Raw genomic sequence first — 22203 nt, forward strand, 5'->3', positions numbered from 1 at the left:
ATAAAATTGATTTATTGCATTAATCTATGAGCATAATCGATGAATTATACCCTGCGTCAATTGCGGACTTTCATTGCGGTGGCACATTACGGTGGTTTCAGTCAGGCGGGGCAGGCGATAGGCCTGAGCCAGTCGGCGGTGAGTCACAGCATTAAAGAGCTGGAGGCGGAAACCGGCGTGCGGCTGCTGGATCGCACCACGCGCGAGGTGATGCTGACCGAGGCAGGAAAACAGCTGGCATCCCGCATGGAACGTCTGCTGGAGGAGATTAATACCACGCTGCTGGATATCCGCAGCTTTGGCGAACAGCGCAGCGGCACCGTGCGGGTGGCAGCCAGCCAGACGATTTCCGCGCATCTGATGCCTCAGTGTCTGGCGGCCAGCCAGCAGCACTTCCCCGACATTAAAGTGATACTGCACGACCGCGCGCAGCAGTGGGTGCTGCAAAGTGTGCGAAACGCCGAAGTCGATTTTGGCATCGTAATCGGGCCGCTGCGCGACAGCGATTTTGACACGATTGCCATTCTCGATGAGCCTTTCTTACTGTTGTGCCGGGATGATGATCCGCTGGCGCGGGTGGACAGGGCGGAATGGTCGATGCTGGAGGGGCGCACGCTGGTGTTGCAGGATTATGCATCCGGCAGCCGGGTACTGATTGATGCAGCCATGCAGCAGCAGAATATTCAGGCAGAGGTAGTGCAGGAGATTGGTCATCCTGCCACGCTGTTTCCGATGGTGCAGGTAGGGATTGGTATCAGTATTCTGCCCGCGCTGGCATTACCCCTGCCGGCGGATCGCGCGCTGACCGTGCGGCGGCTTTATCCCGAGATCAATCGAAGTCTGACCCTCATTAAACGCAAAAACCGCTCGCTGACGCCCGCCGCCGAAGCCATCTGGCAGGAGGTGCGCCAGCAGGCGGCGCTGCTGGCGCAACAGCGGGCCATTACGCCCGCGTTTTAGATATAGACATCGACATTATTTTTGTCAGTCGGGCGGTTAATCCCGTTCGCCTTGCTTTCACTGACCGGATTAACACTGTCGCTTTTCTGCTGCGCCTTTTCGGCCTGCTCAGCCTGCTTCTTTTGCAGCTGAGCAATCTGCGCTTCCAGCATGGTGATCTGCGACTGGTACATCTGCGCTATTTTAGATTTCTGGTCTTCGTCAAGATCGTGGTTGTCGGCCAGCTCTTTGACTTTTTTCATCACGCTCTGAATCTGTTTATTCAGTGCGGCGATCTGCGAGGCGATACTGCCGCCGCCGCTGTCACCGCCACCTGACATAACTTTTAAAACTCCGGCTATTGAGGACATCATTTTCTCCCTGTAGTTCGTCTATAAGGTTATCGGCGCAGGCAGGAATAACTGAAGTGTCAAAAAGAGCAGGGGAGTAAAAAAGCAGATTCTTCTTCTGAAAGCCCCTTTCTGAGGGGAGTCGTCATTCAGGCTGAGCCTGGCGCAGTAAAATAAACGTGGTACTCAGGCAGCCAGAATAAGTGAAGGGCGGCAGAAACGAAAAAAGCGCCTTAAAGGCGCTTTTCTCTGAATTGGTGGGTCGTGCAGGATTCGAACCTGCGACCAATTGATTAAAAGTCAACTGCTCTACCAACTGAGCTAACGACCCGAAGTGGTGGGTGATGACGGGTTCGAACCGCCGACCCCCTCCTTGTAAGGGAGATGCTCTACCAACTGAGCTAATCACCCACTTCGTACTTCAGTAGTGCTAACAGGCAAGATATGGTGGGTGATGACGGGTTCGAACCGCCGACCCCCTCCTTGTAAGGGAGATGCTCTACCAACTGAGCTAATCACCCATATCTTCATACCTGTTCACTGCGGGCACCCTGTTAAGAGTGGTGGGTGATGACGGGTTCGAACCGCCGACCCCCTCCTTGTAAGGGAGATGCTCTACCAACTGAGCTAATCACCCCCGCTGTGTGGAGTCGCATTATAGGGATAGTTGATTTTGAGTCAACGCTTTTTAAAACATAAATGTTCGTTCGGTTTATTTTTAAACATCCTGTCGCGCTTTTAGCCAATATGCTGGTTTTACTGGCAGAAAAGCGCCTTTTCACGGCCGGCAACCGGCCGGCATCCATTGAGGATTCATGGGCAGATGCTAGAATGTGCCCACTGTTTTTCGCGTCTAACCTGTTTTTTGTCATCCAGACAACGAACCCGCGCATCTAAGGCAATACTCAATGAAAATCAAAACACGCTTCGCGCCCAGCCCGACCGGCTACTTACATGTCGGTGGCGCTCGTACCGCACTTTACTCCTGGCTTTTTGCCCGTCACAACCAGGGCGAGTTTGTGCTGCGCATCGAAGACACCGATCTGGAGCGCTCCACGCCGGAAGCCATTGAAGCCATCATGGATGGGATGAACTGGCTGAGCCTCGACTGGAATGAAGGCCCTTACTACCAGACTAAACGGTTTGATCGCTACAACGCGGTCATTGATGAAATGCTGGAAGCGGGCACCGCCTATAAATGCTACTGCTCTAAAGAACGTCTGGAAGCGCTGCGTGAAGCGCAGATGGCCAATAATGAAAAGCCGCGTTATGACGGCCGCTGCCGTGACAGCCATGAACATCATGCCGATGATGAGCCCTGCGTCGTGCGCTTCCGCAATCCGCAGGAAGGCTCGGTCATCTTTGATGACCAGATCCGTGGCCCGATTGAGTTCAGCAACCAGGAGCTGGATGACCTGATCATCCGTCGCACCGACGGTTCGCCAACCTACAACTTCTGCGTCGTCGTAGATGACTGGGATATGGGTATCACCCACGTTATACGCGGTGAAGACCACATCAACAACACGCCTCGCCAGATCAATATCCTTAAAGCGATTGGTGCACAGGTTCCGGTCTATGCGCACGTTTCGATGATCCTGGGCGATGACGGTAAAAAACTCTCTAAACGTCACGGTGCGGTAGGGGTTATGCAGTATCGTGATGATGGCTACCTGCCGGAAGCGCTGCTGAACTACCTGGTGCGTCTTGGCTGGTCACACGGCGATCAGGAAATTTTCAGCGTAGCTGAAATGACCGAGCTGTTTACCCTGGATGCGGTCAGCAAGTCTGCCAGTGCGTTCAACACTGAGAAACTGCAGTGGCTGAACCATCACTATATTAACGCGCTGCCGCCTGAATATGTGGCGACCCATCTGCAGTGGCATATTGAACAGCAGAATATTGATACCCGCACCGGCCCGGAACTGGCGAAGCTGGTTGGCCTGCTGGGCGAACGCTGCAAGACGCTGAAAGAGATGGCGGAATCGTGCCGCTACTTCTATGAAGACTTTACCGAATTTGATGCGGATGCCGCGAAGAAACATCTTCGTCCGGTGGCGCGTCAGCCGCTGGAAGTGGTGCGCGATAAGCTGGCCGCAATCGCTGAGTGGAACGCTGAAAACGTGCATCAGGCTATTCAGAGTACGGCAGATGAGCTGGAAGTCGGGATGGGCAAAGTCGGCATGCCGCTGCGTGTTGCGGTGACCGGTGCTGGTCAGTCTCCGGGTCTGGATGTCACCGTGGAGGCGATTGGCCGCAGCCGCAGCGTGGCGCGCATTGAGCAGGCTCTGGCCTTTATCAGTGAGCGGGAAGCGCAGGCTTAATTTACACAGCCGGAAGCATCACGCTTCCGGTTTCTTTACTCCTGGCTGATGCCCAGTCGCTGCAGCACGCCTTTTATCCCTTCACGTAAGATTAACGCAGTGAACTGATCCTGCTCTTCCTGACTCATTTGCTGGACGGAACTTATTAATAACGCAGGTAACGAATTGGCTGCGGCACCGTAGGTTGCCACCGGTTCGTGGAGATTGCGGGTAGACTGTATAAAACTTTTCACACGCTCATCAATATGGATGAGACGCGCTTTGCCGCCTTGCACACCGGGCTTCGGTGTCGTCGTCCAGTTCTCACGCTTAATCCATTTATTCACCGTTTGCCGACTGTAACCCGTTTCTGCAGCCAGCTCTTCGGGAGTAAGCCATTCCTTTTTCACGATGCTATCCCTGTTAAATACATTAGCGGTACATATTACAGCAAAACCTAACGCGTGAAAGTAACTGAAGCAGAAATTGCCTTTTGTCGCTCGACAAAAGGCAAAAGAGGATTATTGCGGGTTGCTGGCAGGTTCAGCGGCAGGACGGAAGGCAAGGAAGTAGGCCAGGCCGACGAAGACGGCGCCCCCTACGGCATTGCCTGCGAAGACGGCAACGAAGTTGGGGAAGTATTCCGCCCAGCTCAGCTGACCGGCAAAAATGGCGGCCGGAATAATGAACATGTTCGCGACGACGTGCTGGAAGCCGATGGCCACAAACGCCATGATCGGGAACCACATGCCAAAGATTTTGCCCACCACATCTTTACTGGCAAACGCCAGCCAGACTGCCAGGCAGACCAGCCAGTTGCAGCCGATGCCGGAAATAAAGGCGTGCAGGAAATCGGCGTGAACTTTTGCCGAGGCGATGGCTACGGTCTTCTTCAGATAATCGCCTTCGGTCATGCCCAGGATGTGGCCAAAGAACCAGGCGACAGCTACGCTGCCGAGGAAGTTAGCCAGGGTTACCCAGAACCAGTTGCGCGCCACGCTCATAAAGCTGATGCGGCGGGCGAACCAGGCGACAGGCAGGGTCATCATATTACCGGTCAGCAGCTCACCACCGGCCAGTACGGTCAGAATCAATCCGACCGGGAAAACGGCTGCGCCGAGCAGGCCGCCAAAGGAACCCCAGTCTGCAGGCAGGGAGTTAATGACATGAAGATCCAGCAGGAAGCCGGTCGCGATAAACGCGCCCGCCAAAAAGCCGAGAATCAGAAGGATGCTGACAGGCACACGGCTTTTAGCCACGCCTGCCTGGATCGCCAGTTGTGCGATTTCTTTAGGTGTATGCAGCGACATAGTATCTCAGTAGTTTTTTTATGAATAATGGGACGATAAACGCCTGGTGGACGCGCGGCGCGCGGGAGAGGGGCCCGGCATCCGCTAAATTAGCGGGCTAAGTTTTGCATGCGTAAAAGATGAAGACAAGAAAATTCCTATAACATATTTAACCATGAATTAACCTGACATCAGGGTAAATAACAGCCATTGTCCCCGTATGAGGTCAGCGTCACGGTTTTCCGCTGCGCCATGCTGCTGAAACTTCGCAGGTTGCCGCCTTTTTCAGCGATCAAACCGAGAATGTGATTTTGCCGTTGACACCCCGAGGGCGGTTTCATATTATGCCGTCCGTCGCTTAACACGACAGTTTTTCGGTTCGGGGCTATAGCTCAGCTGGGAGAGCGCCTGCATGGCATGCAGGAGGTCAGCGGTTCGATCCCGCTTAGCTCCACCAAACTTCTTCCCAAAAGTTTGGTACTGAAAAACGATTCCAGATGTGGGGGTATAGCTCAGCTGGGAGAGCGCTTGCATGGCATGCAAGAGGTCAGCGGTTCGATCCCGCTTATCTCCACCATTTTCTGACACATCGCTGTCAACATCCTTTCTGTAGTACGCATTCTTCGCCTTTTCTGCGAGTCTCATTTTCTGTTGCTGTTTCTCCCGCTTTACCCTCGTTAACGCTTTCCGCCATCAGGGTTGTTCTGCGCCATGCTGCTGTCCCGGACATGCTGCGCGGCTTCTGCACGGCTGTTAAACAAAGAGGACAGGCCTGAGCAGGCGGGCGGAAGTCGAGCGAAGGAGATAAGTTAAAGCGATGCAGGGAAGAGAAAGGTAAGGCAGAAGAGAAGGGCGAGACCGGCTCGCCCTCTGAAACTTAAAACGCCAGCACCAGCCCGGCGATAGCGGCGGAGAGCACGCTGACCAGCGTAGAGCCGTACAGCAGCTTCAGGCCAAAGCGGGAGACCACGTTGCCCTGTTCTTCGTTCAGACCTTTAATCGCACCGGCCACGATGCCGATGGATGAGAAGTTAGCAAACGATACCAGGAACACCGACAGGATACCTTCTGAGTTTGGCGACAGCTGACCCGCAATTTTCTGCAGATCCATCATGGCAACAAACTCATTGGAGACCAGTTTGGTCGCCATGATACTGCCAACCTGCAACGCTTCACCGGACGGCACGCCCATCATCCACGCAAACGGATAGAAGACAAAGCCAAGCACGCCCTGGAAGGTGACGCCGAAGATGAGGTCAAACAGCGCATTCAGGCCTGAAATCAGCGCGATAAAACCAATCAGCATGGCCGCAACGATAATCGCGACGCGGAAACCCGCCAGAATATATTCACCCAGCATCTCAAAGAAGCTCTGACCCTTGTGCAGATCCTGCAACTGGAGGTCTTCTTCGTTCTCAACGCGATAAGGGTTAATCAGCGACAGCACAATGAAGGTGCTGAACATGTTGAGCACCAGCGCCGCGACCACATACTTTGGCTGCAGCATGGTCATGTAGGCACCGACGATAGACATCGAGACGGTCGACATCGCGGTGGCTGCCATGGTGTACATGCGGCGGTTAGACATTTTGCCGAGGATATCTTTATAGGCAATGAAGTTTTCTGACTGTCCCAGAATCAGAGAACTCACGGCGTTGAAAGATTCCAGTTTTCCCATGCCGTTCACTTTCGACAGCACGGTGCCGATACCGCGAATTACCCACGGCAGGATACGGAAATGCTGCAGAATGCCGATCAGCGCAGAGATAAAGACGATAGGGCAGAGGACGTTCAGGAAGAAGAAGGCCAGACCTTTGTCGTTCATGTTGCCAAAGACAAAGTTGGTGCCCTGGGCAGCATACTTCAGCAGATGGTCAAAGAAGCCTGCGAAACCTTTGACGAAGCCCAGTCCCGCTTCTGAGTTCAGGAAGAACCAGGCGAGGACTATTTCAATCACAAGTAGCTGTATGATGTAGCGGATGCGAATGCTTTTACGATCGTGACTGACCAGCAGGGAGAGTATCCCGACCACCACCAGTGCCAGAATAAACTGCAAAATATGGGACATAGTTGCTCCAAATTTGAGGAGGATTGTATTTTGCTGCGTATTCTATGTAACGCGTTACTTAAAAACGAGATCTGAACCACAATATAAGTATTCGCTATCGCTATATTTTCCAGAAAAGTTTCCGTGATCACGTCCTGTTTACAAATCATTTACCTCTTATAACCACATAATTATTGTCTATATTTTACACAGAGCGTAAAGTGACATGCTTGCTCACATTTTTAGCAGTCACTTCCTTTGCTGTAATGTATAGCAATGGCTATACTTTATAGCAGTATCTATTACACCGATAACAATAAACGAATTTCACTTGCTCATGCCAACCCCTAAGCTGCCGGGGCAGGCACATGTTCAGACAGGGTACCGGATATGTTTGAAAGTCGTACCGCCGAGCGCGCCGCTCGCGGAGTCAGAAAAGTCAAACTCGCACTGCTGGGGCCCGCCTTTATCGCCGCTATCGGCTATATCGATCCGGGCAACTTTGCGACCAATATTCAGGCGGGCGCCGCTTACGGCTATAAGCTGCTGTGGGTCGTGGTGTGGGCAAACGTCATGGCCATGCTGATCCAGCTGATGTCCGCCAAGCTGGGTATCGCCACGGGTAAAAACCTCGCTGAACATATCCGCGATCGTTTTCCCCGGCCCGCCGTCTGGTTCTACTGGGTGCAGGCAGAAATTATCGCGATGGCGACCGACCTGGCGGAGTTTATCGGGGCCGCGCTGGGGTTCAAACTGCTGCTCGGCATCTCGCTGATGCAGGGCGCGGTGCTGACCGGTGTCGCCACGTTCCTGATCCTGATGCTGCAGAGCCGGGGGCAAAAGCCGCTGGAGCTGGTGATAGGAGGGCTGCTGCTGTTTGTGGCGGCGGCCTATATCGTTGAACTCTTCTTCTCTCAGCCTGACGTCAAAGAGCTGGTGACCGGGATGGCACTGCCCGCGCTGCCGACATCCGATGCCGTCTTCCTGGCGGCCGGTGTGCTGGGCGCCACCATCATGCCGCACGTTATCTATCTGCACTCAGCCCTGACGCAGGGTAAAAGTGAGGACAGCAAAAGTCAGCGTTACTCCTCGACCAAGCTGGACGTGGCCATTGCGATGACGATTGCCGGATTCGTCAATCTGGCGATGATGGCGACTGCGGCAGCCGCCTTTCACTTCAGCGGTCACAGTAAAATTGCGGAACTCGATCAGGCCTACCTGACGCTGCAACCGCTGCTGGGTCAGGCAGCGGCGACGGTCTTCGGTCTGAGTCTGGTCGCCGCGGGATTATCCTCGACCGTGGTGGGCACCCTGGCGGGACAGGTGGTGATGCAGGGCTTTATCCGCTTCCATATTCCGCTCTGGTTACGCCGCACCATCACCATGCTGCCCTCGTTTATTGTCATCGCGGCAGGCTGGGACCCAACCCGGGTTCTGGTGATGAGTCAGGTGCTGCTGAGTTTCGGAATTGCACTGGCGCTGATCCCGCTGCTGGCTTTTACCGGCAATCGCGAGCTGATGGGGGAGGATATGGTTAACTCCCGCCTGATGCAGAACACCGGCCGCCTGATTGTGCTGCTGGTGATTACGCTGAACCTCTATTTGCTGGTGGGAGAGGCGCTGGGGCTGTAACGCGCCTGACTGACAAAAAACGCCCGGTTATGCCGGGCGTTTTGTTTAGTGACGATCGTGGCCGTGCGGGCCCGGTCCGTGAGGCCCGAACCCATGCGGCCCCGGACCACGACGGTCATGATGATCCCAGTCACGATCGCGGCGATGCTGATGTTCCCAGCGACGCTCACGGTCGCGCTCATGCCAGCGACGTTCACGCTCCCACTGCTGATGACGCCGCCACTCTTCGTGGCGCCACCAGCGGCGTTCATTATAAGAATAACGATCGTTCCACCAGCGCGGTTCACGCCAGCGACCGCCATCCCAGTAGTAGCCACGGCGATCGCGGTCACCCAGGTTCAGGGTTACGCCGGGGGCCAGTGTAATTGAGGCTCCAGAGGCCTGGGCGGTCTGGTGTGCCAGTGGCGACAACAGGGCCAGCAGGGCAGCAAATATCAGGGCTCTTTTCATTTTTTTCTCCTCATCAACAGTCTGATGCTGTTGCGGCGCAGTCTGTGCCTGCGGATTGCTGTTGTTACCGTATCATTGTGTCGGAAGATTGTGAGGAAATTGGGGAGAGAAAGGGGATTGAGACAATTCTGGCCCTGAAACTGCCCGGTGAGCACCGGGCAGGGCAGGGATCACATCAGGGCCGCGTCAATGGCTGCCAGCTCGTCATCGCTGAATTCACGGCGGGCCAGCATCGCCACGGCATCATCAATCTGCGCCGTTTTACTGGCACCAATCAGTACTGAGGTGACGCGCTCATCGCGCAGCACCCACGCCAGCGCCATCTGCGCCAGCTTCTGCCCGCGCTGCTGCGCCAGGGTATCCAGCCTGCGCACCCGCGCCATTTTCTCCTCCGTCAGCTGCTTCTCATTCAGGAAGCGGCTGCCGCTGGCCACACGCGAATCGGCCGGGATGCCCTGCAGATAGCGATCGGTGAGGACGCCACCCGCCAGCGGGGAAAAGGCGATACAGCCGACGCCCGCCTCGCCGAGCGTCTGAATAAGTCCCTGCTCCGGTGTGCGTTCAAACATCGAATAGCGCGGCTGGTGGATCAGACAGGGCGTGCCGAGATCGCGCAGGATCGCTATCGCGTCAGCCGCGAGCCCGGCCGGATAGTTCGAGAGGGCGGCGTAGAGCGCTTTGCCCTGACGCACCACATGATCCAGCGCGCGCATCGTCTCCTCCAGCGGGGTGTCCGGATCGGGGCGGTGATGATAGAAAATATCCACATACTCCAGTCCCATTCGTTTCAGGCTCTGGTCCAGACTGGCGACCAGATACTTACGCGATCCCCAGTCGCCATAAGGCCCCTGCCACATGGTGTAACCCGCTTTAGTGGAGATAATCAGCTCATCGCGATGCGCCCGAAAATCTTCCCGCAGAAGCCGGCCGAAGTTCTCCTCTGCCGAGCCGGGCGGCGGACCATAGTTATTCGCTAAGTCGAAGTGCGTAATGCCACGGTCAAAGGCATGGCGCAGCAGTTCACGGCTGTTATCGACGCGGGTGCTGTCACCAAAGTTATGCCACAGCCCCAGCGAAATGGCGGGCAGCTTAATGCCGCTGCGGCCGCTGCGCCGGTATTCCATCTGCTGATAACGGTCGGGATGGGGGAAAGAGGACATTCAGCGCTCCTGAGTAAAAACGGGAAGATGTGCCAAAAGTCTATCAGTGTATACGGTTACACTTGGTGGCAATGCGCACCAGTTCGCAATTTTACAGAATATTCCGCCAGCGTAACGCCCGCTTTCCGCACATTGCGGCGGCTGAAAGCTACCCCTTTTCTCGCTAATTTCAACGGCTGTCAGATACTTAAGCCGACTCTTCCCTGAAAGGAATGCGCGATGTCTACATTTACCGTTGGCGATTACCTGCTAAGCCGTCTGCAGGAGATTGGTATAGAGCATCTGTTTGGTGTGCCGGGCGACTATAACCTCCAGTTTCTTGATCGGGTCATTGCCCATCCCACCCTCAGCTGGGTGGGGTGCGCCAATGAACTTAACGCAGCCTATGCGGCGGATGGTTATGCGCGCTGCAACGGCGCAGGGGCACTACTGACCACCTTTGGTGTCGGCGAGCTGAGCGCAATCAACGGCGTCGCAGGCAGCTATGCTGAATATCTGCCGGTCATTCACATTGTGGGTGCGCCAGCGACAGGCGCACAGTCGCAGGGCGACTGCGTTCACCATTCGCTGGGCGATGGCGATTTTCAGCATTTTGTTCGCATGGCCGGGGAGGTCAGCGCCGCAACCGCCCGGCTTACCGCGAACAACGCCACGGCTGAGATTGACCGGGTGATAACCCATGCGCTGCAGGCTCGTCGTCCGGGTTATCTTTCGCTGGCGGTTGACGTCGCGGCGACGGAAGTCCCGCCGCCCGCCCGGCCGCTGATTATCCGGCAAACCTCTTCGCCCGACGTCCGCCGTGCTTTCCGCGCTGCGGCGGAGCGGATGCTGGCTTCGGCGCAGCGCGTATCACTGCTGGCGGATTTCCTTGCGCTGCGCTGGCAGCAGCAGGCAGCACTGGCCGCGCTGCGTGAACAGCGTGCGATACCCTGCGCCACGCTGCTGATGGGTAAAGGCGTACTGGATGAACAGCAGCCGGGTTACGTCGGCACCTATGCCGGTGAGGCGAGCGCCGGACAGGTGCGTGAACAGATTGAGCAGGTGGACGTGGCGATCTGCGTCGGCGTCCGTTTTACCGATACGATCACCGCGGGCTTCACGCAGCAGTTCGCCCCGGAGAAATGTATTGACCTGCAGCCACACAGCGCCCGCGCAGGCTCGGAACAGTTTGCGCCGCTGTCGATGGCCGATGCGTTAAGCGAACTCCAGTCGCTGTTCGCGCAATATGGGCAGCAGTGGCAGAGTGGCGACACGCCCACCGTCGCACAGCCCGAAGCGCCAGCGGCGATCATCAGTCAGCAGGCGTTCTGGCAGGCCATGCAGTCATTCCTGCAACCCGGCGACCTGATTCTGGCCGAGCAGGGGACGGCAGCCTTTGGTGCAGCGGCCCTGCGACTGCCTTCACAGGCACAGCTGGTGGTGCAGCCATTGTGGGGCTCGATCGGCTATACTCTTCCGGCAGCCTTTGGCGCGCAGACGGCCGCGCCGGATCGCCGGGTTATCCTGATCATCGGTGACGGCTCGGCGCAGCTGACCATTCAGGAACTGGGCTCAATGCTGCGTGACCAGCAGTCGCTGATTATCTTTCTGCTGAATAATGAAGGTTATACCGTCGAAAGAGCGATTCACGGTGCAACTCAACGTTATAATGATATTGCACAGTGGAACTGGACCGCCTTACCGCACGCTTTCAGCCTGCAGGGCCAGGCGCAGAGCTGGCGCATCAGTGAAACGGTGCAGTTAAACGAGGTGATGGCGCGGCTCTCACGGCCTCAATGGCTGTCGCTGGTTGAGGTGGTGATGCCGAAAGACGATCTGCCGCCGCTGTTACGAAAAGTCACGGCCTGCCTGAATCAACGCAACGGCGGCTAAGATTCAGATAGTTGCCGCTGTGCAGGGTTGACTATCGCGGTTAGGCTGTAGCACACCTGAGTAAGACGCTCACCAATCGCACCGGTGAGCGTTGTTGTTTTATGGGCAGAATTTTATAGTGTCCTCCAACTCTTAAGACCCCAAGCGGAGCAACAGAAGAATGACAACCTATGCCTTGGTCGGCGATGTCGGCGGGACTAACGCGCGCCTCGCCCTGTGTGAGGTGGAAAGCGGCAGCATCTCCCAGGCCAAAACATTCTCAACATCAGACTACGACAGCCTCGAAGCTGTCATCCGCCACTATCTTGATGAACAACAGCAGGATGTTAAAGATGGCTGTATTGCCATTGCCTGCCCGATTACCGATGACTGGGTTGAAATGACCAACCATGACTGGGCGTTTTCGACGCGCAAGCTCAAAGAGAACATCGGTTTTGAACACCTGGAAATCATTAACGACTTCACGGCCGTCTCAATGGCGATCCCGATGCTGACCGCTGACAACGTGATTCAGTTCGGCGGAACTGAACCGGTAAAAGATAAACCTATCGCGATTTATGGTGCCGGTACCGGGTTAGGCGTCAGCCATCTGGTGCATGTGGACAAGCGCTGGGTAAGCCTGCCGGGCGAGGGCGGCCATGTCGATCTGGCGGCCAACAGCGAAGAAGAAGATCAGATTCTGGAAGTGCTGCGCGAAGAGCTCGGCCATGTTTCCGCCGAGCGCGTGCTGTCGGGTGCCGGTCTGGTTAACCTCTATCGCGCGATTGTTAAAGTGGACAAGCGCGTGCCGGAGAACCTGAAGCCGAAAGATGTCAGCCAGCGTGCGCTGGATGACAGCTGCACCGACTGCCGTCGTGCGCTGTCGATGTTCTGCGTCATCATGGGCCGTTTTGGCGGCAATCTGGCGCTGAATCTCGGCACCTTCGGGGGCGTCTACATCGCAGGGGGCATCGTGCCTCGCTTCCTGGAGTTCTTTAAGGCGTCCGGGTTCCGCGCCGCCTTCGAAGACAAAGGGCGTTTCCGCGACTATGTGGCCAGCATCCCGGTCTATATGATTACGCACGATCAGCCTGGCCTGCTGGGCGCGGGCGCGCATCTGCGTCAGACCCTGGGTCGCGAAATCTGATCCGGCTTCCGCTCGTGCACGGTATCTGACTGTGCGCGAGCGGGTTCCCGGCTTGATCGGGGCGGGCCCGGGCACGCCTTATCCGCCTTACGACTCCCTTCCCGGAGACGCTTTTCCCCGGCGTCAGAGCCGCATTAACTGTCGAAACAGCTTGACCTTGCTGCGACTGACCGGCACCTGAAACTCCAGATCGCGCAGTTTCAGCAGATAGGTATTGTTAAACCAGGGTTCGATTTCGCGAATTTTGTTCAGGCTGACGCAGTAAGAGCGATGGCAGCGGAAAAACTGCTGCTCCGGCAGGCGGGAACAGAACTCGGTAATGTTCATCGACATCACATAGGATTCACGCCGGGTGTAGACGAACGTCAGCTTCTCATGTGCCTCAACGTAGTAAATATCATTCACGTCCGTGACGATGATGCGCTCATCTTTGACCAGATTGACCGTCTGCGGGGCGGGTGTGGCACTGAGGTGGCTGACCGCCTGCTGCGCCTGTGCCGTGGCTTCAAGCTTGTTCAGCATGGTGACAATCCGTGATTCCTGATAGGGCTTGAGAATGTAGTCAAACGCCTCCAGCTCAAACGCCTCCACCGCATGCTCTTTCCAGGCGGTAATGAAGACAATCAGCGGCTTGTGGGCAAACTGATGGATGTTCTGCGCCAGCAGCATGCCATCCAGTGAAGGAATGTTGATGTCGAGAAAGATCACATCCACCCGATGCTGTTGCAGATACTTCAGCACGTCGAGGCCATCATCAAAGCAGGCTTCAATTTCGATTTTGCTGTGATGCTGGATCATCCAGCTCAGCTCCTGCTGCGCCAGGAATTCATCTTCCACAATAATGGCTTTCATAACAGATTCTCCGCCAGCCGCTGGCCGTTTTTACTGAGCGTAAAAGAGATTTCCGTGCCCGGCTCATGCCGCACAATGCACAATCCCTGACCCGACAGCAGTTTCACCCGGTGATGCACGTTGAGCAGGCCGATTTTATTGCCGGGCATGTCGTTGCGCGCCACCCGGGCCATCACCTCCTCGCTGATCCCCTTGCCGGTATCCCGCACCGAAATCCGCACCTGGTCGCCCTGATCCCGCACGCTCAGCGTCACCACGCCTTTGCCTTTACAGGGCTGGATACCGTGCACAATGGCATTTTCCACCAGCGGCTGAATCAGCAGGCTGGGCAGCAGAAAGTGCAGATCTTCATCGACGTCATAAATCATCGTCAGCTTGTCGCCAAACCGTGCCTGTTCAATGGCAATGTAATCTTTGACCTGCCACAGCTCTTTGCGGATGTCGATCAGCTCATCGTCGTTCAGCTCCAGGTTGTAGCGCAGATAGCGCGACAGGTTAATCACCAGCTGGCGGGCGGTATCGGGATTGAGCCGGATGGAGGAGGAGATCGCGTTCAGAGCATTAAACAGAAAATGGGGATTTATTTTGCTTTGCAGCGCGCGCAGTTCCGCTTTATTGGCCATTTCGCGCAGCTGCTCGGCGCGCGACACCTCCAGCTGCGTAGAGATAATCTGTGACAGACCGATCGCCATCTCTTTCAGCGAGCCGGTAATACGATGCGCACGACGGTAGTAGATTTTCAGCGTACCGGTGACCTTGCCCTTTTCCCACAGCGGAATCACAATCATGGAGTGAATGTCTTTGGTGCGATGGGCTTCATCATTGTTTTTGATGATAATTTTACCGCTGGCGATCGACTGCGCGGTGGTAGGACTGATACCGTCATCCCCGTGCTGATAGTTATGTTCGCCATAGCCAACATAGGCCAGAATCTGCTTTTTATCGGTCATCGCCACCGCATCGGCTTTGATTTCCCGCCGGATAATGTCACAGATGTTGCGCAGTGAGTCGCTGTTAACCTGACGAAACAGCGGCAGCGTTTTATTGGCGATCTCCAGCGCCAGCTTGGCCTGCCGCGCGGCAATCGCCTCTTTTTCCCCTTCAACGCTCTGCACCAGCAACACAATCAGGCCGATGCTGGAGGCACCGAGGATCATCGGCAGGGCGATTTCCGACACTATTGCCAGGCCGAGCGATGTGGGGCGCGCCCACAACACAATCAGCACCATCGTCAGGGCTTCACACAGCATCCCGCCGACGATACCGGCACGCCAGCGATGCTCTTTCAGAACCCGCCGGTTAATGCCACCCGCCACAACACCGGCAATGATGCTGGTAATCAGGCAGGGAACAGAGGTCACGCCGTGGATATCGATCAGAAAACGGTGCAGGCCGGCGATGATGCCGGTGGCGATGCCGACCCAGGGACCAAACAGGATGCCGCCCGCCATCACGGCGATCACCCGCACGTTCAGCAGCGACCCATCCACGTTGACCCCCGACCAGGTGCTGAACAGGGCAAACAGGGAGAAGATCGCGGTGACCGCTATCTTCTCTGCGCGGGTATGTTCATCTTTCTGCAGCAGCTGACGAAACGGACGGGTGCGCGTCAGGAAAAACAGGCAGATCAGCATCAGGGCGGCGCGGTCAAAAACGGCCAGCAACATCGTGAAGTGGGAGGGCACAGGCGGCTCGTCGGCAAGGGAAAGTGACCCTATGATAAAAAATGTGATCGCGAACCGCCAGCCTCCTGGTGAATCGTGCCGGGCATTCCTGCTGCAGGTCAATTTTTAAGGGGATGCGGCTAAAAGAGGAAAGCCTGAGCGCAATAAAGGGGAACAGTTTTCCTGCCGGTTAACGCTGGTCGCTGGAAGGCCGTTTTGCTATGTTGCGCGATAACGCGTGCCAGCGATCGCCGGTAAACCGCATCACCCGGGAGCAGCAGATGCAACTTGTCACCACCCGTTTAACCCTCACCCGACTACAGCCAGAAGACTGGCAGCTGTTTCGCGCCGTCCATGAAGATCGCGACACCATGGCCTGGGTGAGTGAAATCCCTGATGAGGCGGATATCCGCCAGCGTTTCACGTCGCGTCTGGCACCCTGGCAGCCCGGGAGCTTTCATATGCTCTGTCTGGTTGCGCGGCGGCGGGATAACGGGGAGCCGATTGGCCTGTTTGGCTGTAGCCCGGAGTGGGAGCCGCATCGGCAGGCAGAAGTGGGCTACATGCTGCTGCATCGCTACTGCGGTCAGGGATTTGGCAGCGAGGCGCTGGCGGCCCTGTGCCAGTTTTTACTGGAGGCTGATTTCCATAAACTTAAGGCGCTGGTGGTGGAAGGTAACTGGGCCTCGCGCCGTATTCTTGAGAAGAACGGTTTTCAGCTGGAGGGGACGCTGCGGGATAATTATCTGCTGAACGGCTGTTGGGTGAACGACTGGCTGCTGGGACGACTGAATCCGCAGCAATAAAAATATTTTCTGCCATGCTCGACAAAATGATCCTCACCACGTTATGTTCATAACGGGTCACCGCAGTGACCCGCGTCGCTCGGACGGTCCGGGCGCTTACGTAATCCAGAGGACACTATGGCTGATAACAGCACACCCCGTCGTTTCTCGCGTATTGAACGTTTACCCCCTTACGTTTTTAATATCACCGCTGAACTGAAGATGGCTGCGCGCCGGCGCGGCGAAGATATCATCGACTTTTCAATGGGCAATCCCGATGGTCCGACCCCACCGCACATCGTCGAAAAGCTCTGCCAGGTGGCACAGCGTGATGACACCCACGGTTACTCGACTTCCCGCGGCATTCCGCGTCTGCGCCGGGCCATTTCCCGCTGGTACGCCGATCGCTACCAGGTCGAAATCGATCCGGAATCGGAGGCGATTGTCACTATCGGCTCTAAAGAGGGGCTGGCGCATCTGATGCTGGCAACGCTGGACCACGGCGACACCGTGCTGGTGCCGAACCCCAGCTATCCGATTCATATCTACGGCGCGGTGATTGCGGGTGCGCAGGTGCGGTCAGTGCCGCTGGTGGCGGGCGTTGACTTCTTCAACGAGCTGGAACGCGCCATCCGCGAGAGTTATCCCAAGCCAAAAATGATGATCCTCGGCTTCCCGTCCAACCCCACCGCCCAGTGTGTGGAACTCGACTTTTTCGAACGGGTCATTGCGCTGGCGAAACAGTACAACGTACTGGTGATCCACGATCTGGCCTACGCCGACATCGTCTACGACGGCTGGAAAGCGCCGTCAATCATGCAGGTGCCGGGGGCGCGTGATGTCGCCGTGGAATTCTTTACCCTGTCGAAAAGCTACAACATGGCAGGCTGGCGCATCGGTTTCATGGTGGGCAACAAAGAGCTGGTTGCCGCACTGGCGCGTATCAAAAGCTACCACGACTACGGCACGTTCACACCGCTCCAGGTGGCGGCGATTGCTGCGCTGGAGGGCGATCAGCAGTGCGTGCGCGACATCGCCGAACAGTACAAACGCCGTCGCGATGTGCTGGTGAAAGGTCTGCATGAAGCGGGCTGGATGGTGGAGAATCCGAAAGCGTCCATGTACGTCTGGGCAAAAATTCCGGACCACTATGCGCATCTGGGATCGCTGGAATTTGCCAAACATCTGCTGCAGGAGGCAAAAGTCTGTGTCTCACCTGGTATCGGATTTGGCGACTACGGTGATACGCACGTGCGTTTTGCGCTGATTGAAAACAGCGATCGCATACGTCAGGCGGTGCGGGGGATAAAAGCGATGTTTCGTGCCGACGGCGTGTTGCCGGGCAGCATGAAACTGCAGGAAGAAGAACGCTGACAGCCAGCAAGGGCGACGTTATCGTCGCCCTCTGGCGGCACTGTCACGCCGTTACTTCAGCAGCAGAACGAAGGTTCCGAACCAAAGTAATGCGAAAAAAGAAATTCCCATCAAGGCATATTTCACAAAGCAACTCCTCTGAGCGGTTACGATGATGGCGATCCCAAACCAGTGCAACGCGAACAGATGTGGAAAAGAGAGCGCCATAAGCGGCAGGGTCTTCTCTTGTCCGGGTCGATCTGAATAACTCAGAACAGGATCGAGCGCTAATTTACGCGTAATCCCGCCCAAATGAAATAGGTCCGTTCTGAGATATTGCTCACAATATTACGGTACGTCGATGTCCGGGATCGCAGACATGCCGACACGCAACTGGGCCAGATTGGGTTGGTCACTATCCAGCACAATTTTGACCGGCAAACGCTGAACCACTTTAGTGTAGTTGCCGGTAGCGTTATCGGGAGAGATAGCGGAAAAAGTTGCGCCGGTTGCCGGTGCAATGCTGTCCACATGGCCGGTGAACATCCTGCCCGGCAGGGCATCTACCCGAATCTGCACCCGCTGACCGGGACGCACATCGCTGAGCTGCGTCTCAAGGTAGTTCGCGGTCACGTAGGTTTGCTGCAGCGGGACCACCGCCAGCAGACGGGTTCCGGCGGAGACATAGGCGCCTGTCCGCACCGCACGCTGACCGACCATGCCGTCCACCGGGGCGACAATACGCGTGTAGGAGAGATTCAGACGGGCCTGATCGACGCTGGCCTTCGCGGCAGCCACATCCGCTTCCGCCGACCGCACCGCTGCCTGGAGAACCCCCACCTGTTTAACGGCTGACGCCAGCGCGGCCTGACTCTGGTGAACTGCCGCCAGGGCTGAGCGCTGAGTTGAGCTCGCTTTTTGCTGATCGTCGGCTGCGACGGTGCCGCTCTTATAGAGGCGGTTGTAGCGTTCCGCGCTCTGACCGGCATACTGTGCTGACGCCTGACTGGCCGCTACGCTGGCTTTTTGTTGATCGATCACGGACTGCTGCTGTTCAAGCTGCGCCTGACTGCTGAGCAGCTTCGCCTGGCTCACCTGCAGGTCAGCGGTGGCGCTCTCCAGCGCCACGCGATAGTCACGATCGTCCAGCGTGGCCAGCAGCTGGCCTGCTTTAACCTGCTGATTATCCTGAACCTGCACGCTGCTGACATAGCCCGAGACTTTCGGCGCCACTAGCGTGTAATCGGCATTGATGTAAGCATCGTTGGTGCGGTGATCGTTGCCGTTCATCAGTGACCAGACGACAAAGGCCATGACCAGCAAAATCACCAGCAGCAGAGTCAGCAGCAGGGTTCTTTTCATTTCAAAAGCACGCATATTCAGTTATTCCGGGAAGGGGGTTGAATCAGAGTCTGCGGCGGCCAGACCCGTTTTGGCAGGATGGCGGTCAACAGCAGCAGGCAGGCGGCAAAGCCTGTCAGCATCAGCCAGCTGTCGCTCAGGCCCAGCACCGTTGCCTGATGCCGCACCAGGGTGGCGAATCCACTCAGATTCGCGCTGGTACTGATGCTGCCGTCAGGCAACAGCGGCAGGCTGCTGCTGGCCTGAGCGGCAGCCGGGGCGGTCATCAGCCAGCTGCGGCTGGCCGCCTGGTCAATCAGCACGCTGGAGTGAAACTGCTCGCGGTGAGTCAGGAATACTTCAACCAGTGTGGAGGCTGCGATGCTGGAAAAGCCGCGCACCGTATTAAACATCGCCGAGGCAAAGGGGCCTTCGGGTGGCGCCACGACGCTGGTGGCGCTCATCAGAATCGGCAGAATGATCATGGGTTGTCCGAACGCCTGCAGGATCTGCAGCAGCCAGAAATTCTGTCGCGCCCAGTCGCTGGTGATCTGTGTGCCCAGCAGACAGGCAACCACCAGCAGGCCGACGCCCGCTGTCAGCATCCAGCGGCAGTCGACCCGGCGAATATTCAGCAGGGCGGCAATCAGCGGCGCGATCAGCAACTGCGGCAGGCCGACCGTCAGCGCCAGCGGGGCAAACTCCAGGGTGCGAAATCCGCTGACCTGAGCAAAATAGGCGGAGGGCAGGGCAGAACCTGAGAGTCCCAGGATCAGCACGCAGGCCAGGCCCAGCAAGCCATGCGCCAGATTGGGCCGCCGGAGCATCTGCAGCTTAAACAGCGGCAGCGGGTGAAACCACTCGTTAATCAGAAAGACCAGCAGCAGCGGCAGAGCCGTCAGCAGCATCCCGGTAATCAGCGGCGAATTGAGCCAGTCGAGGCGCTCCCCCTGGGTCAGCACCAGCACCAGCAGCGCCACCCCACTGCAGCCGGTCACCATGCCGAACAGATCGATCTGCTGAAAACGTTCGGGACGCAGCGGGTCCTGCGGGATCCCGCGGCTGATCAGCAGCATGGCAATCAGCATGCCGGGCACCACCTGCCAGAAGACCATCATCCAGCTGACGTGATCGGTCCACAACGCGGCGAGCGAGGCCGCCATGTTGGGACCGAACGTCGCGGTCAGGGCATAGCCCGCCAGGCCAAAGAGTTTAAACGGGGGCGGCAGAAAGCGCAGGGCGACCGTCATCAGCATCGGCGGTAATGCGCCGCCAAAAAGTCCCTGCAGAACGCGCAGGCTGATAAACAGCATTGGGTCAGGCACCAGCGGCAGCAGAATGCCGGTCAGCATAAATCCCGCTGACACGCCGAGCGTAAAGCGTCGCAGCGACAGCGTGACGGCAAACCAGGGCGCAATCATCATGGCAGCGACTTCGGCTGCCTGATAACCGGAAATAATCCAGCTACCCTGATCGACACTGATACCGATTGCGGCACGAATATCGGCCAGCGCAATATCACTGACGCGATCGTTCAGTCCGGAGGTCAGGGCGGCGATCAGGACACCGACTAAACCCAGCGCCAGACGCAGCGTAAAAGGGTGGGGGCCGGCACAGCGGCGGACCTGGCGTTCATAGCAGGCTATCTCGTTATTATGATGCAGTGTATTGCGATGTGATACAGCCGGTAATATTACATCCCGGTATGCTGTATTGCAATGTGGTACAGGCTGTAAAAAGTGCGGCAATCGGGTTACAGTAAGGCAGCTCAAACAGGACGACGCTATGGCACATCACCCCTCCAGCCGCGAGGATGAAAAAACGGGCGGTATACAGGTCATCGCCCGTGCGGCAAAAATTCTTAATGCGCTGGGCCAGCAGCCGGGCGGCATGAGCCTCGGCGAGATCGCGCAGGCGGTCGAACTGCCGCGTTCAACGGTGCAGCGCATTGTCGCCGCGCTCGACAGCGCAGAGCTGGTGCGCAGCAGCGGGGCGGGCGGACTGCGGCTGGGGCCGGCACTGCTGAAACTCATCTCCAGCGTCCATACCGATGTCGTAGACCTGGTCAGCCCGCTGCTGGAAAAACTCTCCTCCGATACCAACGAAACCGTCTCACTGGCACGCGCCAGCGGCAGCCAGCTGGCGATTGTTCATCACGTGGTGGCATCGCGTGAGCTTCGTGTCGTTCCGCATATGGGACTTAATCTGCCGCTTTACAGCACATCCGGGGGGCGGGCACTGCTGGCGCTCGAGTGTGACAAAGATGTGCGAACCATTGTCGGCGATGACTGGCAGGAGTTAACGGATATGACCGTGAAAACCCTGCCGCAGTTGCTGCAGCTGCTCGGGGAGGTTCGCGAAACCGGCATTGCCGTGGATCGGGGCGAAACGCTGGAAGGGGTCTCTACCATGGCGTTTGCGCTGGATACGCTGTTTGGTCGTTTTTCTGTCTCTTTGCTGGTGCCCTCTGCACGTTTTCTGCGACACGAAGCCCGCTTTCGTGACGAGATGCTGAAGTGTAAAGAGGCACTGGTACGTGAAATCGGCAAAGTTGCCGCGATAGAAGGATAAGCATCTGATGAAAACCCTGCTGATGGCCATTGATCACTCTCCGGTAGCGGAGAAAGTGGTCGCCTTAACCATTGAAGAAGCGCTGGCACATCGTGCGGAAGTGGTGGTGCTGTGCTGTATAGATCCTGCCTACTCCGCCTGCAATCAGCCGATGGAAATCGACGCGGGTGAAGATCCGGCCGATTTTGTGGCCGCGCAGGATGAGCAGAACACTGCGGAGCTGGTGGTGCGCCATGCGCTGGCACCGCTGCTGCGCGCCGGCATTACGGCCCGAGGCATGATTCTGGCCGGTGACGCGGCAGAGTCTATCGTTGCCCAGTCGCAGCAGCTCAAGGCCAGCATGATCATTATGGGGCGTCGCCATCTCTCCTCTTTTAACCGGTTATTGAAAGGCTCCGTCAGCGCGTCGGTCATTGAACGTGCGCACTGTCCGGTGCTGATCGATGTGCGTAAGGATTAATCCCGCCGC

19 protein-coding genes, 6 tRNA genes and 1 pseudogene are annotated in these 22203 nt (G+C 56.9%); 11 read left to right on the forward strand and 15 right to left on the reverse strand.

All coding sequences use genetic code 11. The features are described from left to right. The first annotated feature begins 39 nt into the window (after positions 1–39). A complete protein-coding gene (locus S7A_RS05980) occupies positions 40–960 on the forward strand; it encodes a LysR family transcriptional regulator (RefSeq protein ID WP_009088859.1) in 921 nt (306 codons plus the stop codon). Here S7A_RS05980 and S7A_RS05985 read toward each other — a convergent pair. From S7A_RS05985 to S7A_RS06005, 5 genes are all read right to left on the reverse strand, one after another. Continuing rightward, positions 957–1310 carry a FlxA-like family protein gene (locus S7A_RS05985; RefSeq protein WP_033736159.1) on the reverse strand — a complete coding sequence of 118 codons (354 nt, stop codon included), beginning with the start codon at positions 1308–1310 and terminating at the stop codon, positions 957–959. The genes S7A_RS05980 and S7A_RS05985 overlap by 4 nt on opposite strands. 234 nt (positions 1311–1544) lie before the next feature. Next, positions 1545–1620, reverse strand: a tRNA-Lys gene (locus S7A_RS05990). A gap of 4 nt (positions 1621–1624) precedes the next feature. Beyond that, positions 1625–1700 (reverse strand) — tRNA-Val (locus tag S7A_RS05995). A gap of 34 nt (positions 1701–1734) precedes the next feature. After that, positions 1735–1810, reverse strand: a tRNA-Val gene (locus tag S7A_RS06000). Positions 1811–1850: 40 nt separating this feature from the next. Next, positions 1851–1926, reverse strand: a tRNA-Val gene (locus tag S7A_RS06005). Between the two features lie 271 nt (positions 1927–2197). Here S7A_RS06005 and gltX point away from each other — a divergent pair. Beyond that, on the forward strand, positions 2198–3613 hold the full coding sequence (gene gltX / locus S7A_RS06010) for a glutamate--tRNA ligase (RefSeq protein ID WP_009088861.1): 1416 nt from the start codon (positions 2198–2200) through the stop codon (positions 3611–3613). 35 nt (positions 3614–3648) lie between these two features. Here gltX and S7A_RS06015 read toward each other — a convergent pair whose 3' ends face one another. Next, positions 3649–4002 (reverse strand): YfeC-like transcriptional regulator, encoded by a 354-nt coding sequence (locus S7A_RS06015; RefSeq protein WP_009088863.1) that lies wholly within the window; start codon positions 4000–4002, stop codon positions 3649–3651. Between the two features lie 111 nt (positions 4003–4113). After that, positions 4114–4902, reverse strand: coding sequence for a formate/nitrite transporter family protein (locus tag S7A_RS06020; protein ID WP_009088865.1), 789 nt, complete (start codon positions 4900–4902; stop codon positions 4114–4116). 360 nt (positions 4903–5262) lie between these two features. Here S7A_RS06020 and S7A_RS06025 point away from each other — a divergent pair. Both S7A_RS06025 and S7A_RS06030 read left to right on the forward strand, forming a co-directional pair. Then, positions 5263–5338: transfer RNA gene (locus S7A_RS06025), tRNA-Ala, on the forward strand. A gap of 44 nt (positions 5339–5382) precedes the next feature. After that, positions 5383–5458, forward strand: a tRNA-Ala gene (locus S7A_RS06030). 300 nt (positions 5459–5758) lie between these two features. Here S7A_RS06030 and S7A_RS06035 read toward each other — a convergent pair. Further along, positions 5759–6949, reverse strand: coding sequence for a NupC/NupG family nucleoside CNT transporter (locus S7A_RS06035; RefSeq protein ID WP_009088868.1), 1191 nt, complete (start codon positions 6947–6949; stop codon positions 5759–5761). Positions 6950–7318: 369 nt separating this feature from the next. Between S7A_RS06035 and S7A_RS06040 the strand changes: the two genes are divergently transcribed. Next, the gene (locus tag S7A_RS06040) at positions 7319–8560 is read left to right on the forward strand and encodes an Nramp family divalent metal transporter (protein WP_009088870.1); all 1242 of its coding nucleotides are present in this window, start codon (positions 7319–7321) and stop codon (positions 8558–8560) included. 45 nt (positions 8561–8605) lie between these two features. On the opposite strand, the gene S7A_RS06045 is transcribed toward S7A_RS06040, so the two are convergent. Continuing rightward, on the reverse strand, positions 8606–9010 hold the full coding sequence (locus S7A_RS06045) for a DUF2502 domain-containing protein (RefSeq protein WP_009088875.1): 405 nt from the start codon (positions 9008–9010) through the stop codon (positions 8606–8608). A gap of 170 nt (positions 9011–9180) precedes the next feature. Continuing rightward, on the reverse strand, positions 9181–10170 hold the full coding sequence (gene mgrA, locus S7A_RS06050) for an L-glyceraldehyde 3-phosphate reductase (protein WP_009088876.1): 990 nt from the start codon (positions 10168–10170) through the stop codon (positions 9181–9183). A 219-nt stretch (positions 10171–10389) separates the two neighbouring features. On the opposite strand from mgrA, the gene ipdC reads away from it, so the two are divergent. Beyond that, positions 10390–12042, forward strand: coding sequence for an indolepyruvate decarboxylase (gene ipdC / locus S7A_RS06055; RefSeq protein WP_009088877.1), 1653 nt, complete (start codon positions 10390–10392; stop codon positions 12040–12042). A gap of 160 nt (positions 12043–12202) precedes the next feature. Continuing rightward, positions 12203–13168 (forward strand): glucokinase, encoded by a 966-nt coding sequence (glk, locus tag S7A_RS06060; protein ID WP_009088878.1) that lies wholly within the window; start codon positions 12203–12205, stop codon positions 13166–13168. A 123-nt stretch (positions 13169–13291) separates the two neighbouring features. On the opposite strand, the gene S7A_RS06065 is transcribed toward glk, so the two are convergent. Together S7A_RS06065 and S7A_RS06070 are read right to left on the reverse strand one after the other, a co-directional pair. Next, on the reverse strand, positions 13292–14020 hold the full coding sequence (locus S7A_RS06065) for a LytTR family DNA-binding domain-containing protein (protein ID WP_009088880.1): 729 nt from the start codon (positions 14018–14020) through the stop codon (positions 13292–13294). Beyond that, a complete protein-coding gene (locus tag S7A_RS06070) occupies positions 14017–15687 on the reverse strand; it encodes a sensor histidine kinase (RefSeq protein ID WP_009088882.1) in 1671 nt (556 codons plus the stop codon). Before S7A_RS06070 ends, S7A_RS06065 begins: the two co-directional genes overlap by 4 nt. Before the next feature lie 278 nt (positions 15688–15965). Between S7A_RS06070 and S7A_RS06075 the strand changes: the two genes are divergently transcribed. Then, on the forward strand, positions 15966–16490 hold the full coding sequence (locus S7A_RS06075; RefSeq protein WP_033736493.1) for a GNAT family N-acetyltransferase: 525 nt from the start codon (positions 15966–15968) through the stop codon (positions 16488–16490). Positions 16491–16607: 117 nt separating this feature from the next. Next, complete coding sequence (alaC, locus tag S7A_RS06080) at positions 16608–17843, forward strand: alanine transaminase (RefSeq protein ID WP_009088884.1); 1236 nt, start codon at positions 16608–16610, stop codon at positions 17841–17843. A 51-nt stretch (positions 17844–17894) separates the two neighbouring features. On the opposite strand, the gene ypdK is transcribed toward alaC, so the two are convergent. The 3 genes and pseudogenes from ypdK to S7A_RS06090 form a co-directional block, all read right to left on the reverse strand. Continuing rightward, positions 17895–17969 (reverse strand): membrane protein YpdK, encoded by a 75-nt coding sequence (ypdK, locus tag S7A_RS21195; RefSeq protein WP_099257831.1) that lies wholly within the window; start codon positions 17967–17969, stop codon positions 17895–17897. A gap of 201 nt (positions 17970–18170) precedes the next feature. After that, entirely contained in the window at positions 18171–19199 is a 1029-nt protein-coding gene (locus tag S7A_RS06085) for an HlyD family secretion protein (protein ID WP_009088887.1), read from the reverse strand. A 2-nt stretch (positions 19200–19201) separates the two neighbouring features. Then, positions 19202–20799 (reverse strand): annotated as a pseudogene (locus tag S7A_RS06090) (MFS transporter). A gap of 149 nt (positions 20800–20948) precedes the next feature. On the opposite strand from S7A_RS06090, the gene S7A_RS06095 reads away from it, so the two are divergent. Further along, positions 20949–21734 carry an IclR family transcriptional regulator gene (locus S7A_RS06095; RefSeq protein WP_009088889.1) on the forward strand — a complete coding sequence of 262 codons (786 nt, stop codon included), beginning with the start codon at positions 20949–20951 and terminating at the stop codon, positions 21732–21734. Positions 21735–21741: 7 nt separating this feature from the next. Next, complete coding sequence (locus S7A_RS06100; RefSeq protein WP_009088890.1) at positions 21742–22194, forward strand: universal stress protein; 453 nt, start codon at positions 21742–21744, stop codon at positions 22192–22194. Positions 22195–22203: the final 9 nt, after the last annotated feature.

Source organism: Pantoea sp. Sc1 (assembly GCF_000255315.1).
Classification (GTDB): Bacteria; Pseudomonadota; Gammaproteobacteria; order Enterobacterales; family Enterobacteriaceae; genus Pantoea; species Pantoea anthophila.